This is a genomic window from Pectinatus haikarae (assembly GCF_050916305.1).
In the GTDB taxonomy this organism is placed as follows: Bacteria; Bacillota; Negativicutes; order Selenomonadales; family Selenomonadaceae; genus Pectinatus; species Pectinatus haikarae.
This window is the reverse complement of record NZ_CP116940.1, coordinates 404,208-419,428: the sequence shown is the minus strand read 5'-3', so window position 1 is coordinate 419,428 and position 15,221 is coordinate 404,208. Positions and strand designations below refer to the sequence as shown.

Below are 15,221 nucleotides of genomic sequence, written 5' to 3'. Positions count from 1 at the left end.
CAATTCAGCAGAAAGCTACTTGTGAGCTGTCAATGAAAATTGACCGTTTTGTCTGCGATATCGGACATGAAGTGAGCATATGCTAACTAAGGTGGTACCACGGGAACAATGTCCTCGTCCTTTTCGGACGGGGCTTTTTTTTATCTATTTTTAAGAAGTAAGATTAAAGGAGAATTTTTATGAGAGAATTACTTGAGCTTTTGGAGCATGATGCCCGCCGTCCTGTTAAAGAACTGGCAGCAATGCTTAATAAATCTGAATTTGAAATTGAAGATGCACTGAAAAAGCTTGAAGCCAATAAAGTGATCATGAGTTACAATACACTTATCGATTGGGAAAGATTCGGCGATCATAATGTTACCTCTGTTATAGAAGTCAATGTCGCACCACAAAGAGAAGTAGGGTTTGATGCCATTGCTGAACGTATTTATAGATTTGATGAGGTAAAATCGGTCTATCTGATGTCGGGCAGCTTTGATCTCCTAGTTATTATCGAAGGACAATCGCTCAATAAAGTAGCGGATTTTGTTGCGCGCAGACTTTCTACCATTGAGGGAGTCACCTCTACACGCAGTCATTTTATGCTGAAGGCATATAAGAAGGACGGGACTATAATGGATGATAAAGAAAACGACCGCAGGCTGGTGATGACTCCGTGAATAAGTGGGAAGAAAATTTATCGGCTGCCGTCAAACAGGTCCCTCCTTCCGGCATCAGAAAATTTTTTGATGTGGCAGCAAAAATGGACGATGTTATAACACTCGGTATTGGTGAGCCTGATTTTGTAACGCCGTGGCATATCCGTGAAAGTTGTGTCTATGGTCTTGAAAAAGGGTACACATCCTATTCCACAAACAAAGGGATGCCCCTTCTGCGTAAAGAAATTGCTGCTCTTTATAAAAGAAGCCATGCTCTTGAATATGATCCTGAGGAAGAAATCATTGTCACAGTGGGGGTAAGTGAGGCTGTGGATCTGGCTTTGCGTGCTGTTCTTGATCAAGGTGATGAAGTGCTGATCCCTGAACCCTGTTATGTTTCTTATAAAGCGTGTGTCATATTGGCCGGCGGCATACCTGTTCCTGTTGCGACCGGCATTGAAAACGAATTTCGTGTTACAGCGGATGCACTGGAAAAATATGTTACACCAAAGACGAAAGTTCTTTTGATAGGGTATCCGAATAACCCGACAGGAACGGTTCTGACTGCTGAAGAATTAAAAGGCATCGCTGCATTTGCCCAGAAACACGATCTTATCGTTCTTTCTGATGAAATATATGGAGATCTTACCTACGGCGGACTTGAGCATATATGCTTTTCCTCTCTGCCGGGGATGAAGGACAGGACGATCTTGTTTAACGGTTTTTCCAAAGCTTACGCGATGACAGGCTGGAGGCTGGGATATGCACTTGCCAATCCTGTGTTTATTGAAGCTATGAATAAAATCCATCAGTACACAATGCTTTGCGCTCCTGTAACAGCTCAGGTCGCAGGGATAGAAGCATTGCAGAACGGTGATGCCAACATGCATAAAATGATTCATGAATATGACCGGCGCCGTCATCTGATTTATGAAGGATTTTGTCGTATGGGGTTGAAGACCTTTGAACCTAAAGGTGCCTTTTATATATTCCCGAATATCGAAAGTACCGGCATGACTTCGGAAGAGTTTGTAGAAAATCTTCTTGAGCGTGAACATGTGGCTGTTATTCCGGGGAATGCTTTTGGTGAATGCGGTGAGGGGTTTATCCGCTGCTCTTATGCTACGTCTATAGACAAAATATCCGGTGCGTTGAATCGCATCGAAAATTTCTTAAAAAATATTTGAAAATGAGATGGTTTGAGCAGAAGATTAATATTTTAATTAATAAATGACAAACGGGACAGCAGCACATAGGTTTATGTGAAAAGCTGTCCCGTTTGTTCTGCTGAGGTTTTTTGAAAAATATATCAGCTGCAGGCTTTGATATTCTTTATCGGAGCTGCTGTTTTTTTCGGTTTTTAATGTATGCCGCCAGCAGAGAACCGGAAACGTTATGCCACACGCTGAATATAGCAGCGGGGATCCCCGCTGCCGCTGTAAAATGCATTATCGCGAGTGAAGCGGCAAGCCCTGAATTTTTCATGCCCGTACTTATTGCTAAAGTCCGCACAGAGGCTTCTTCAACAATAAAAAATCGGGCAGAAAAATATCCTGCTGCCAAACCGCAGGTGTTATAAAGTACGACTGCAGCTAATATTTTTAATCCCATGTCAGCTAAAGTACCGGCACTGAGCGACACTACAGTGCCGACTAATATAATAACTGTCATAGCTGATACAACAGGCATAATATATCTGACTTTCTCAGCAGCCGCACCGCAAAAACGGTTAAATAAGATACCGGCGGCCACGGGTAAAAATACCATTTCCATAATACTCAGCAAAACGGCAAAAAAATCAATACTGATCCATTTTCCGGCAAAAAACAGAAGAAGCAGTGGTGTCAGGATCGGAGCCAAAAATGTCGACAGCATAGTCAAAGAAACAGACAATGCTATATCTCCTTTTGCCATGTATGTGATTACGGTCGAAGCGGTGGCACCTGGACATGCTCCCAGCAGGATCATGCCTGCTGCCGCATCCGGTGCAAGATTAAAAACAAAAGCAATAAAATATGCTGCGGCCGGCATAAATATGAATTGAAGCAATATTCCTGTCAGAATGCTGCGGTGTTTTTCTATGACCGTTTTGAAATCGTCTGCAGACAGATTCATTCCCATTCCGAGCATTACCACGCCGAGAAAATAAGCAATTTTGTCAGTAAACCAGATAAATAATGACGGCTGCATAATACCAATTATACCGGCAATTATAACACCAAACGGCATACCTCCGGCAAGCAGGCGGTTCATTTGTCTGATCATTTTGTTTGAGCCTCGAATGTTTGAAATGGTTTTTCTCTGCCGATTGTCTGCAGAAGATGATTTTTTTCATCGACTGTAACTATTTTGGGCATAAAGGTCTGAGCCTCTTTTTTGTCCATCAGCGCATAACCGATAATGATGACAGTATCTCCTACGACGGCTTTTCTTGCAGCCGCACCGTTCAAACATATGACCCCGCTGTTTTTTTCCCCGGCTATTACATATGTTTCAAGTCGGCTGCCATTGTTATTATTTACGACCTGCACCCGTTCGCCGGGAAGAATTCCGGCTGCTTCCAAAAGGGCAGTATCAATAGTGATGCTCCCCATATATGATAAATTGGCTTCGGTTACAACGGCGCGGTGAATCTTTCCATGAAATATATTGTACAGCATATTTATTCCCCCAAAATCACATTATCTATCAGGCGCGTAGTTCCGAATCTCACCGCCACAGCAACTAATGCTCTGCCATTAAATTCTTCATTTGCCGGAATCAGCCCCGGCAGTAAATATGCTTCTACATATTCGATACTGCCCAAGGGTTCTGCCGCGATCATGTCATGCACTGCGCTGCATATTGTTTGCAGATTTTTTTCACCTTGCAGGAACAAAGACTGGGCACATTTTAAACTTTTATAAAGAACCAATGCTGACTGTCGTTCCTCTTTATTCAGATAAATATTGCGGGAACTTTTTGCCAAACCGTCTTGTTCTCGTACTATCGGCATAATGTGCAGCTCTACATCAAAAAATAGATCATTGACCATTTTTCTTATAACTTCCACCTGCTGGGCATCTTTTTGACCAAAATATGCTTTGTCCGGCATGGTTATGTTGAATAGTTTTGCAATAATTGTTGTAACACCACGAAAATGTATGGGACGTGTGCGCCCGCATAATACTTTTACAATGTCACCTGTTGTCTCAACCCAGGTCATATCCTTGCCGGGATATAGCGAGCCGGCATCAGGCGTAAATATAATATCTGCACCGGCAGCTTCGGCTTTCTGGCAGTCTCCTGATAAATCACGCGGATACTGGTCGAAATCTTCATTGGGGCCAAATTGGACAGGATTGACAAATATACTCACAATTGTCAGGTCATTTTCCCTGCTGCACGCAGTGATCAATGAAATGTGTCCTTCATGCAGCGCACCCATTGTTGGAACAAGTCCGATCGTTTTTCCCTTTTTGCCGGTGTCTTTCACAAGTTTGCGTAAGCCCTTAACATCAGTACATAAAATCATTTTAAAACTCTCCTCATTTTTTTTGCAACAAACAAAAAAAGAAAAGGGATTGCAATAAAAAAGCGCACTCCGACAAGGAATGCGCATAGAAAGCCTATTGCCCCCGTCTCGGTCATAGTGATCCAAGCGATATAAATAATATAACAAAACAGCTTATATCGTGATACAGTTCAATATGATACTGTTCATTCAAATGTTTGTTACGGATTTATAATAGCATAGATAAGCAGACAGCACAATAAAATTACTATATAGATACACTGGACGCATAAAATTTAATATTTTTTATAAATAGAAGTAAGTAATGTTGAAACTATGCAAAAATTATACTATAATTAAATGAAATTGAGAGCAGTGAAGCTTCAAAACATAATGTTTTGAAGCTTTTTATGTTCCAATAGACAATTTTGCACGGTTGTCACTGCAAGATTATGTATTTTTTATATTTATCCATTAATATGTTCTAATAATTGTTTAGGGAGGGATTCATATGGGAAAAAAATATGGTCTTATTTTGAGCATTCTCGTCCTGCTGATTATAATCATGCTGCCGACGCCGGAGGGCCTTTCCGTATCCGGACAGCGTATGCTGGGCATCCTTGTGTTTTCTGTAATAATATGGATGACAGAAGCTGTGGCGTATTCGGTGAGTTCTGTGTTGATCGTATCGCTTATGGCACTTTTACTGGGGCTTGCCCCTGATCCGGTGCATCCTGAAAAATTGCTTGGTACAGCCGAAGCTTTAAAGTATGCGCTTTCTGGTTTCAGTACAAGTGCGCTGGCCTTGGTAGGAGGGGCCATGTTTATTGCGGTAGCCATGGTTAAAACAAAGCTTGATGCTCGTATTGCTCTCATGATTTTATCCAAGATAGGCACAAAAACAAATCGTGTACTGATCGGTGTTATAGCAGTCGGTTTTATTCTCAGTTTTTTTGTTCCGAGTACGACAGCAAGAGTTTCCTGCATGGTGCCGATAATATTAGGTATTATTAATTCTTTTGGTGTTTCAATGAAAAGCAGATTCGCAGCAGTAATGATGATCGCTGTCGCGCAAGCTGACAGCATATGGAATGTGGGCATAAAAACAGCGGCAGCTCAGAATATGATCGCGCTTACTTTCATCGAAAAACAACTTGGCTACTATATAAGCTGGGGAGAATGGTTCATTGCAGCCGCTCCGTTTGCGGCGATTATGTCAGTGGTCCTTTACTTTATTCTGTTGAAGATGATACCGCCTGAAACGGATGAAATAGCCGGCGGCAAAGAGGCTGTGGCTAAAGCATTAAAGGAACTTGGTCCTATGTCTGTGGCAGAAAAAAAATTGATGATCATTTCTGTGATTCTCTTATTTTTATGGGCCACAGAAAAAATTGTTCACCCGCTTGATACTACGACAACGACTTTGTCAGCCATAACAATTATGCTTCTGCCTAAAATAGGAATTATGGATTGGAAATATGTCCAAAATCGTGTAAGCTGGGGGACGCTGATGCTTTTCGGCACAGGCATCAGCCTCGGATCGACTATTTTGTCCACAAAAGCAGCCGATTGGGTAGCTTCATATATCGTCGGTAAATTTGACTTATATACTATGTCGGCATTTGGTATATTGGCAGTGCTGAGTATATTCCTCATAGTTATCCATCTCGGTTTTGCCAGCGCTACCGCCCTATCAGCCGCCATGATCCCGATTATAATATCAGTTCTTCAAGGGGCGTCGCAGTACAATTCGCTTAATATCGTCGGCATGACTATGGTTTTGCAATATGTGATATGCTTTGGCTTTATTCTTCCTGTCAATGCCCCGCAAAATATGATAGTTTTCAGTACGGAAACTGTAACGGCCCGTGATTTTATCCGCACAGGTATTCCTATTACTATAGCTGCATATCTGCTGATATTGCTGATGGCCGCAACTTATTGGAAATGGCTTGGTATAGTTTTATGAAAATCAGCTGCCAGTGCATAGGGGGGCAGTCCATTTTTTATGTTTGCTTTTTCTCTATATTTATTGACTCTATGATTATTTTCTGAGTGGGCTCTTCTGTGGAGCGGACAATAAAAACAAAAATCACAGTTGTTTTTTTGATAAATATCTTAAAAACTGATGTTTTCAAAACAGCGAATCATTGGATATCCGAAGATTCGCTGTTTATTATTATTTCTGTGATATAGTGTTTATGACTACCGAAAATGTGTTAAATATAAAATATACAATATATTTTAATGGTTTGTAAAATATAGAATAAAAATGATGCTTAAAAGCAAATATTTATTTGACAATTTTCACTTTGCATGATATAGTAAAAAAGTATTCAGAGATTGGCAATGGACTCACATGCTCTTGTAAGTCATTGATTGGTTCATTCGATGTTTTACAAGAGCATGTGTTTTTTGTTTGATTCTATTGAATAAAATATTTTTTTAATTCTCAGGAGGACTCATATAATGACAGGAACAGTTAAATGGTTTAACGCAGGTAAAGGCTATGGCTTCATTACTAATGATGATGGAAGTGGAGATTTATTCGTACATTTTTCCGCAATCCAGGCTGATGGCTATAAAACCCTTGAAGAAGGCCAGAAAGTAACCTTCGACGCTGAACCCGATAGCCGTGACAGCAGCAAAATGCGTGCTGTTAATGTTTGCGTTGCCTAATTATATATAGGATACAATCGCGTATCACCCATGCCATAATGGCAGGGGTGATATTTTTTTGTCTAATTGTTGAAAATATAGCAAGTAATTGCCATGAATTTGCCATAAATTGCTGATATTATTTAGACAATTTAAAGGAGACAAAGATATATTGCTTCTTCTTTGATTGCCGTACGACCTTTTCAGGTGCTATAATAATTCAGACAGATTTACTGATTGATCAAATTTTCAGCGGAATAATTTCCGGCTTCGATGAAATTTAGTTTTATTGGTGATTTCTATTTTATTATTATGACAGGTTTCCATGAAAGGACGAAAAAATTTGCATGTTTCTGTTTTAGCCAGCGGCAGTAAGGGCAATACTATTTTTGTTGAAATAGATAATACACTTCTTTTAATAGATGCAGGGATAAGTGCACGGAGAATCAATAAATCATTGACGGATATAGGTGTCGATATACGTGATATCTGCGGCGTGATAATCACCCATGAGCATCGTGATCATATAAACGGGCTGCCAACTCTCTGCAAAAAATATCATCTGCCTGTTTATTCACGTGCTGCTACTTTTAAAGCGATGTATTGTCTTGAGAAGCTTCCTCTTGATTGTCTGCATCCTATAAAAGAAAATTTTCAAGTAGGCGGCCTGTCTGTTGATGCATTCAGTATCTCGCATGATGCCGCAGATCCGGTAGGCTACAGCATACGCAGCAGCCATGAAAAATGTACGGTGGCAACTGATTTAGGCTTTGTTACCAGCACAGTTCAGGAAGCCATTGATGAGTCTGATGTTCTTGTGCTCGAAGCTAATCATGATCAGAGAATGCTGCGTGAGGGAGCTTATCCGTGGGCATTGAAGCAGCGCATTATGGGAAATAAGGGACACTTGTCAAATGATGATGCTGCGTGGGCACTGGTACGAATGAAAAAACATAATCCATATGTTTTTCTTGCACATATGAGTGAGGAAAATAACTGTCCGTCTGTTGCCAAGCAAACCATCACAGAAATTATCCAGCGCCAGGGCATAAAGTTAGGAACGGATATAACTATTCAGCTGGCAAAACAAAATGAGACTGTCACGCTGCCGTAGAAAAATCGGATTTTACTATTTGATAAAATTTTTTGTGATATTTTTCTTTGATAATTGCTTTTAGATAATGAAAGTCCTGTCGAAAGGGTGAGGATCATGATTGGCATTTCAAAATACAAAATGCGTTTTTCTCGTTTAACTGCTTTTTTAATGATTGTATCTGTAATTTTGATGATTGTCACTGCAGGCTGTTCAACGGGTCCAAAGGATAATAATACTACATCAACTGACAATAATACGACACAGGCTGAAAAAGTACCGTCCGGTCCCGTGTCTGATGCCAGAAATACACCAATTGTCCGCGCTGCTAAGGCAGTAGGACCTGCTGTTGTTGGGATAACAAATAAAGCTGTTGCACGAGATTGGTTTAATAATCAGGTAGAAGTCAGTCAAGGGGTCGGCTCGGGTGTAATTTTTAAAAGTGATGGCTATATCGTAACCAATAACCATGTTATAGACGGTGCCAGGGAAATAACGGTTTCATTGGCAGACGGACGTACTTTGCCTGGTAAACTGGTAGGTGCGGATTCTGTAACTGATATAGCTGTGGTAAAAGTGGATGCCGCTGATCTGCCGGTGGCGAAGTTTGGCAATTCAGATGATATAATGGTAGGAGAGCCTGCAATAGCCATAGGCAATCCTATGGGCTTAGAATTCCAAGGCAGTGTTACAGCAGGTGTTATCAGTGCCTTGAATCGCACCCTTGATATCGGCGAGGGACGAGTGAAACTCTTGCAGACGGATGCTGCTATCAACCCCGGCAATTCAGGCGGAGCACTGGTGAATGCTGACGGTCTTATAATTGGCATAAACAGCGCTAAACTGGCAGCTAATGGTGTTGAGGGGATGGGATTTGCCATACCTATAAACACAGTTCAGCCGATAATAGATCAATTGATAGCTAATGGACGAGTGGCCAGACCTTATTTAGGTGTGGGAATATTTGATAAAAATTCGGCGGCTAAAAATGGTTATCTGTTAAATATAGATAAGGGCGTTTATGTTGCTCAGGTGGCTCCAAATGGACCGGCTGCCTCGGCTGGCATACAGCGCGGTGATGTCATAGCCAAAATAGACGATAAAGAAATAAATAGTGTAAATGATCTGCGCGATGCTATTTCTGCACATAAGATAGATGATAAAATTTCCTTGGATATTGTCAGGGATGGCAAAGAGCTGTCAGTATCAGCGGTTTTGAATGAAATGCCGAGCCAGAGTCAATGAGGATAACAATAATCAGTGCGGGTAAATTGAAAGAAAATTATCTGCGTGAGGGAATAAGTGAGTTCACAAAGCGCCTGCGTCCTTTCACACAGCTTGACATTATTGAAATTGCTGAAGAAAAGATGCCTGACGCACCTTCTGCTAAGGAAAAAGAAAAAATTCTCGATATTGAGGGAAAAAGATTACTTAAACAAGTCCCTTCTGACAGCTTCTTGTTTGTTCTTGATGTATATGGAAAATTCTTTTCCTCAGAAGAGCTGGCAGAAAAAATATCTCTTCTGACAGTGACAGGAAAAAGCAGTCTGACTTTTATTATAGGCGGCGCGTTTGGTCTGTCCGATGAATTGCGGAAAACGGCAGATTCACTTATAAGCTTTTCAAAAATGACCTTCACACACCAGATGGTAAAATTACTGCTTGTTGAGCAGATATATCGTTCCTTTAAGATAAACCGCGGTGAACCTTATCATTGGTGATTTACAGTCTGTCCTTTAGCGGTATCGGTATATATGAGAATATTGTTTTTTCGGAAATTGGACAAAAAATTTATCAGTGCATATTGGTGAATTAAATATTTTTTATATGATTTTCTTGAAATTTAACAAATTTAGCAAGCTGAACATTGCTTGAAAATAAAAAAACTTTAGCATGCTTATAAAAATTACGATATAATATATATAGGAGTCATTTTCTTTTCAGGACTCTATGCAAAATTATATCTGGTATGTTTTATCAGATAAACTGATCTGCAAAAGGAGGGGTTCCCATGGTACCACGTATTGAAAAAATTGCAAGAACTGCTGGTGTAATGACGAATTATGCATATACTCAGACTGACATGCAGGGGAATGACCTAAATAGAAAAAAAAAGAAAAATCCCCCTTCTTTCAAGAAAATGCTGCATACGGCTATGGAAAAAACAGAAAATGATGCTTATAAGGTAGAAATAAATGCCCAGATCCGTTGACCAGAAAATGATGAAATTGGCATTGAGCGAAGCAGATAAGGCTTTTTTTTCAGATGAAGTTCCTGTCGGGGCTGTTATAGTTGATGATAAGGGACAAATAATAGCTTCTGCGCATAACGAGCAGGAGCACTCAAAAGATGCTACAGGGCATGCGGAAGTGACAGCGATAAGAATTGCTTGCGCAAAATTATCCTGCCGCCGTCTTGTTAATATGACTCTTTATGTTACCCTTGAGCCATGTCCGATGTGTGCAGGTGCCATTCTCCTCAGTCATATCGGCAGACTCGTTTACGGGGCGCCTGACAGCCGGATGGGAGCTGTCGAGTCTATATTTTCTGTTTTATCGCATCCCGCCATAAAAAATAATATTGAAATACGCGGTGGTGTCCTTGAGGATGAATGCAAACTGATTTTGCGCAAATTCTTTGCTGTAAAGCGAACGGGATATAAAAGCAGAGAACCCTTTTCTTTATGATGAAAGAGGTTTCTCTGCTTTTTGTATATGACAGCTGTCCCTTTATTCAATAAATCGTAATTTTTATGATGGTTTTAGAAAATGAGCTGTTATAGACAAGCACCATTAATTATATTATAATCGTAGTAAGAAAAAGATGTGGAGGGATTTATATGAAGGATATAAAAACAATTCTTGTTCCTGTAGATGGCTCAGAAGGTTCCGATAAGGCAATTGATTTTGCTCTTAGTTTGGCTCAAGTATATAATGCAAAAATAAATTTCCTGTATATAGCTAATATTAATCAATTAGCTATCAACGCGTGTCTGTCTGATGCTATTTTAGATGCGGTCACAAAAGCTGGCGATGCCGTTTTGGATAAAGCATTGGAAAAAGTTCCTCACGATATACAGGCGGAAGCGTTCTCTGAAACAGGGTCTCCCGCAGTTACTATTCTTGAGTTTGTTCAGGAAAATAAAAATGATATGATCGTAATGGGCAGCCGTGGGTTAGGCGTTGTTAAGGGAGTTCTCCTCGGCAGTGTAAGTCAGTATGTTGTAGAAAATGCTAAGTGCCCGGTCGTGATAGCAAAATAAAGTCCTAATATAAAAGCTCTTTTTCATCAGACAAAATAGTTGTTTGATGAAAAAGAGCTTTTTTATATATTCTATTCTTAAAGATTATTTATGGGATAATGAACTTTTTTATTTGTCAAAAAACGTACGGCTTCTTCTGCGGCTTTGCGCTTAAGTTCCTGAGCGGCTTCCTCAGAGTACCATGCCATATGCGGTGTAGCTATATAATTTTCCAATTCAAAGAGCCTGCTGCCGGGATTCATAGGTTCAGTTACCACACAGTCGATACCTGCGCCGCCGATTTCACCATCTTTTAGTGCTTCATAAAGGTCATCTTCGTTGATGATTCCTCCGCGTGCTACATTCAGCAGAACAGCTGTTTTCTTCATTTTTGTGAATACATCTTTGTTAAATAAATTTTTGTTGCCTTCTGCGGGAATATGCAGTGAAATAATATCCGCCTCAGTAATAATCTCATCCAAAGATACCACCTTGATGAATCGGGTTTCATCGTTTTCTTTATAATAAGGATCAAAACCGATAATGTTATATCCCAAGGCATGTGCCTTAATTGCAAAATTTCTGCCTATACGTCCAAGACCAATAACCCCGACCCTTTGATTTGAAGCTCTGTGCACAGGAATGCTCCGTACGTAATCCCACTTTGATTTTTTTGTGAAATCATTCATTAACACGATTTTGCGTGTAAATGCCATCATCAGTGCAATCGCGTGATCAGCGACTTCGTTCATTCCATAATCAGGAACATTGCAGACTTGGATATTACGCGTTGTTGCTTCTTTTATATCGACAGTATCAACACCTACGCCATAGCGTACGATCATTTTCAATTCAGGAAGATTTTCCATTACCTTTTTTGTTATATGCGCATACTGCACGATTAACGCCTGTGCGCTTTGGCACTCGCGTATTACATCATCTTCTGTACGGCATTGTTTCAATTCAAGCGGTATTCCCGCTTTTTGAAAAATATTGATTTCAATGTCTATATTCTCATGGTCGCAGTCCGTTATAATTGCTTTCATCATATCAGCCTCCAATTATATAAATTATGCTTTTATTTCGCTTTTTGACGCAGATGTATACAGAAACCGCCGACCTCTTCCGCCAAATAAACAACTTTGGGATTTCCTTTTTCATCATTTATCCAAGTGTCATCGTTGAATTTTATTCCTTTGCGTCTGAAATAAGCCACTGTTCGGATCATATCATTGGTATCGATGCATAAATGTCCTTTTTTTCCTAGAAAGGGGGATTTGATAACTTCTGCCATGCTTCCTGCGAAATAGGCACCGTCATGCTCTATTTTTTCCTGTAAAAACAATTCAGCCAATCTGCTTGTCACTGAATCAGCTTGTTTTGCATTTTCACAGTTTATGCCAACGTGCGCTAAGCTGAATCCCAGCAAGCGGCTTAATATTTGTTGACAGGTTTCTACGATATTATCCCAGTTTTTTGCTTTGATTGCCGAAGAAGGTGTCATAAAACTGCCGCCCACTGCCACGACATTGGGCAATGAAAGATAATCAAGCATGTTTTCTTCATTCACACCGCCTGTCGGCATGAAACTTATACCCGAAAAAGGACCCAAAAGAGCTTTTAAAGTTTTTGTTCCGCCATAAGCTTCTGCGGGAAAAAATTTACATGTGTTGAGTCCCATTGCCATAGCGGCTTCGATATCCGCAGGGGATGCTGTTCCCGGAACAACATCAATATTATTGTCAAGACACCATTTTACCACTGACGGGTTGAAACCGGGAGTGACAATGAATTTTGCTCCTGCATCTATTGCTTGTTCGGCATGTGCTATATCGTGTACAGTACCGGCCCCGACAATAATATCCGGTACTTTTGCGGCCATTTCTCTGATGGAATCCAGACCGGCAGCTGTGCGAAAAGTAACCTCAGCAACGGGAATGCCTCCTTTTACGAGGGCTTGTGCAAGCGGTACGGCATCATTCGCATCATCGAGCGATATAAGCGGAACTAGTCCAATATCAAAAATATCCTGCATGTTTTTACTGGTCATTTATTTTTTCTCCTATAATAATTATTTTTGCGCCATAAAACTTGCCAGTTCATCCGGTGAAGGCAGACCCTCATTGTCACCTCTGCTCGTGACTTGAATAGCACCGATGGCATTGCCTCTTTTAACAGCATCTCTTAAAGATAAATTTTCCATCAGTCCTGTAATAATTCCCACGGCAAAGCCATCCCCTGCACCGACTGTATCAATGACCCTGTCGACTTTATAACCTTCAACGGTGTATTCTTCACTGCCGTCCGTTACAAACGCACCGCTGGCACCACATTTAGTGACAACAATTTTTGCTCCGTTACGACGATAAAAATCATTTATTTTTTTAGGATCGTCGCTGCCCATAAGTATTTTTCCTTCTGCGGTACCAGGCAGGACAATATCGGCACGTGAAGCTAAGTTATTAATCGTTTCACGCATTATTTTTTCTGACGGCCAAAGCTGAGGACGTAAATTTGGATCAAAGCTTATAGTCAGTCCTGCATCACGCGCTTTATCAAACATCATATTGACAGCTTTACGTGTATCTTCGGATAAAGCTGGTAAAATTCCTGTTAAATGAATATAAGAATAACTCCTCATATCAATTTTTTCTACATCGGCGGGAGAAAGTGTAGATGCTGCTGATCCTGCACGAAAATAAAAAATATCGGGATCACCGTTGCTTATTCTGCCTTTTAGCATAAAACCGGTCTTATGAGTATCGGAAAAACTGACAAATTCATCGCCTATTTTATTTTCGTTCAGTACCCTTATTATACGTTTACCGAAAGGATCGTTTCCAAGTTTGGTCATATAGGTCACATGATGATGCAATCGCGCTGTTCCGACAGCTACATTGAACTCTGCTCCGGCTACAGCCAGTGAATAACCAGATACACTGTCCAGAGGACCTTCATTTTGAGCTATAAGAAGCCCCATAGGTTCACCGGCTAAAATCAATCCGTCAGACATTAAACTTCACTCCTATTGAATTTTATTGAATAGATCATATAATCATCAGATGAATATTATAATACATCCTATAAATATAAAAGTCAATAATATGAATCTGCTGAAAATCTTTTAATGAGAGCTCTCTTGGCTGCTGCTATTATTGCAAAGCTGTGATTCTGACTGCTTCCTACATTTTGAATTACTTGTGAAAGAAACAAATTTATGATATCATGATAAATATTCTGTTGATATGATTATATATACATGTGATGAATGTTCTCGATGACTATATAATCAAGTTACATTGACATTAATACGGATTTTTTAAATACTTAGGCAGGATGGGATTACATGGGAACTTTGCTTGTTAATACAATAATAAATAATATTTTGGATCTTTTAAAAAACAATAATATGCAGCCTGGAGATAAATTACCGACAGTAGATAATTTGGCGGTAAAATTTAAAGTGGGGCATAGTACTGTGCGTGAGGCACTGAAAGCTCTCTCTGCTCAAAACATATTAGCAATAAGGCAGGGGTCTGGCACTTTTGTTTCTCAAAAGAATGGTATAAGTAATGATCCGCTTGGCATAGGCATGATGGGGGAAGACGTGTCTACTATTTTTGATATGCTTACGGTAAGACTTATATTTGAACCGGAAATAGCAGCTATAGCGGCACAAAAGGCCACTTTAAAAAATATCAGGCAAATCAATGAATTGTGTTTAATGGTGGAAGAACTGATTAAGGCGGAAAAAAATTATGATGATGAAGATAATCTTTTCCATTCAGCTATCGGCAATGCAAGCGGAAATAAAATTATTTATAAAATAACGCAGATTATTCACACATCGATAAAGAAGAATATTTTCATAACGGACAATTCCCTTTGTGAGGAAACAATGCTGACACATCGCCAGATTGCGAGAGCCATAGCAAATGGGGATTCTGCCGGAGCAAAGAATGGTATGATTATACATTTGAATGCTCAAAGGGAATTTTTGTTAAAAAACTATGATTTGCAGACTTGAAAATATATAAATTGTCAATTATCGTTAGAAAATGTATGATGTCTTGTTTTCGCCAAAAAAAAGAAGGTGTG

The 15,221-nt window shown here is 40.0% G+C and carries 17 protein-coding genes and 1 other annotated feature (1 of these 18 only partly in view); of the genes, 11 read left to right on the top strand and 6 right to left on the bottom strand.

The annotated features are described in order from the left end of the window. Positions 1 to 125, top strand: a binding site (T-box leader) (it extends 73 nt beyond the left edge of the window). Positions 126 to 179: 54 nt separating this feature from the next. Together NXG61_RS02115 and NXG61_RS02110 are read left to right on the top strand one after the other, a co-directional pair. Continuing rightward, positions 180 to 659 (top strand): Lrp/AsnC family transcriptional regulator, encoded by a 480-nt coding sequence (locus tag NXG61_RS02115; protein ID WP_196604431.1) that lies wholly within the window; start codon positions 180 to 182, stop codon positions 657 to 659. Next, positions 656 to 1,825 (top strand): aminotransferase class I/II-fold pyridoxal phosphate-dependent enzyme, encoded by a 1,170-nt coding sequence (locus tag NXG61_RS02110; protein WP_307224170.1) that lies wholly within the window; start codon positions 656 to 658, stop codon positions 1,823 to 1,825. Before NXG61_RS02115 ends, NXG61_RS02110 begins: the two co-directional genes overlap by 4 nt. Before the next feature lie 145 nt (positions 1,826 to 1,970). On the opposite strand, the gene NXG61_RS02105 is transcribed toward NXG61_RS02110, so the two are convergent. From NXG61_RS02105 to panC, 3 genes are read right to left on the bottom strand one after another with little or no spacing between them, the layout of a single operon-like run. Then, complete coding sequence (locus NXG61_RS02105; RefSeq protein ID WP_196604432.1) at positions 1,971 to 2,903, bottom strand: bile acid:sodium symporter family protein; 933 nt, start codon at positions 2,901 to 2,903, stop codon at positions 1,971 to 1,973. Next, complete coding sequence (gene panD / locus NXG61_RS02100; RefSeq protein WP_307224172.1) at positions 2,900 to 3,298, bottom strand: aspartate 1-decarboxylase; 399 nt, start codon at positions 3,296 to 3,298, stop codon at positions 2,900 to 2,902. The genes NXG61_RS02105 and panD overlap by 4 nt, the downstream gene beginning before the upstream one ends. 2 nt (positions 3,299 to 3,300) lie before the next feature. Next, a complete protein-coding gene (panC, locus tag NXG61_RS02095; protein WP_307224174.1) occupies positions 3,301 to 4,152 on the bottom strand; it encodes a pantoate--beta-alanine ligase in 852 nt (283 codons plus the stop codon). Positions 4,153 to 4,642: 490 nt separating this feature from the next. On the opposite strand from panC, the gene NXG61_RS02090 reads away from it, so the two are divergent. From NXG61_RS02090 to NXG61_RS02055, 8 genes are all read left to right on the top strand, one after another. Continuing rightward, positions 4,643 to 6,100 carry a DASS family sodium-coupled anion symporter gene (locus NXG61_RS02090; RefSeq protein WP_196604435.1) on the top strand — a complete coding sequence of 486 codons (1,458 nt, stop codon included), beginning with the start codon at positions 4,643 to 4,645 and terminating at the stop codon, positions 6,098 to 6,100. Positions 6,101 to 6,600: 500 nt separating this feature from the next. Then, positions 6,601 to 6,810, top strand: a complete 210-nt coding sequence (locus NXG61_RS02085; protein ID WP_132548543.1) for a cold-shock protein — start codon at positions 6,601 to 6,603, stop codon at positions 6,808 to 6,810. A gap of 322 nt (positions 6,811 to 7,132) precedes the next feature. Further along, positions 7,133 to 7,903 (top strand): MBL fold metallo-hydrolase, encoded by a 771-nt coding sequence (locus NXG61_RS02080; RefSeq protein ID WP_196604505.1) that lies wholly within the window; start codon positions 7,133 to 7,135, stop codon positions 7,901 to 7,903. Between the two features lie 120 nt (positions 7,904 to 8,023). Beyond that, positions 8,024 to 9,127, top strand: coding sequence for a S1C family serine protease (locus NXG61_RS02075; RefSeq protein WP_370871667.1), 1,104 nt, complete (start codon positions 8,024 to 8,026; stop codon positions 9,125 to 9,127). After that, entirely contained in the window at positions 9,124 to 9,603 is a 480-nt protein-coding gene (gene rlmH, locus NXG61_RS02070; protein ID WP_196604436.1) for a 23S rRNA (pseudouridine(1915)-N(3))-methyltransferase RlmH, read from the top strand. Before NXG61_RS02075 ends, rlmH begins: the two co-directional genes overlap by 4 nt. A gap of 290 nt (positions 9,604 to 9,893) precedes the next feature. After that, positions 9,894 to 10,094, top strand: coding sequence for a hypothetical protein (locus NXG61_RS02065; protein WP_307224178.1), 201 nt, complete (start codon positions 9,894 to 9,896; stop codon positions 10,092 to 10,094). After that, entirely contained in the window at positions 10,078 to 10,569 is a 492-nt protein-coding gene (tadA, locus tag NXG61_RS02060) for a tRNA adenosine(34) deaminase TadA (protein WP_307224180.1), read from the top strand. Before NXG61_RS02065 ends, tadA begins: the two co-directional genes overlap by 17 nt. 152 nt (positions 10,570 to 10,721) lie before the next feature. Continuing rightward, positions 10,722 to 11,144: a universal stress protein gene (locus NXG61_RS02055; protein ID WP_196604438.1), complete on the top strand. Its 423-nt coding sequence runs from the start codon at positions 10,722 to 10,724 to the stop codon at positions 11,142 to 11,144. 77 nt (positions 11,145 to 11,221) lie between these two features. Here the strand turns inward: NXG61_RS02055 and NXG61_RS02050 are convergent, their stop codons facing one another. From NXG61_RS02050 to NXG61_RS02040, 3 genes are read right to left on the bottom strand one after another with little or no spacing between them, the layout of a single operon-like run. Continuing rightward, positions 11,222 to 12,172 (bottom strand): C-terminal binding protein, encoded by a 951-nt coding sequence (locus NXG61_RS02050; RefSeq protein ID WP_307224183.1) that lies wholly within the window; start codon positions 12,170 to 12,172, stop codon positions 11,222 to 11,224. A 29-nt stretch (positions 12,173 to 12,201) separates the two neighbouring features. Beyond that, positions 12,202 to 13,173: a bifunctional 4-hydroxy-2-oxoglutarate aldolase/2-dehydro-3-deoxy-phosphogluconate aldolase gene (locus NXG61_RS02045; RefSeq protein ID WP_307224184.1), complete on the bottom strand. Its 972-nt coding sequence runs from the start codon at positions 13,171 to 13,173 to the stop codon at positions 12,202 to 12,204. A 21-nt stretch (positions 13,174 to 13,194) separates the two neighbouring features. After that, the gene (locus tag NXG61_RS02040; protein ID WP_196604441.1) at positions 13,195 to 14,136 is read right to left on the bottom strand and encodes a sugar kinase; all 942 of its coding nucleotides are present in this window, start codon (positions 14,134 to 14,136) and stop codon (positions 13,195 to 13,197) included. Between the two features lie 333 nt (positions 14,137 to 14,469). On the opposite strand from NXG61_RS02040, the gene NXG61_RS02035 reads away from it, so the two are divergent. Beyond that, positions 14,470 to 15,150 carry a FadR/GntR family transcriptional regulator gene (locus NXG61_RS02035; RefSeq protein WP_307224187.1) on the top strand — a complete coding sequence of 227 codons (681 nt, stop codon included), beginning with the start codon at positions 14,470 to 14,472 and terminating at the stop codon, positions 15,148 to 15,150. The last annotated feature ends 71 nt before the right edge of the window (positions 15,151 to 15,221 follow it).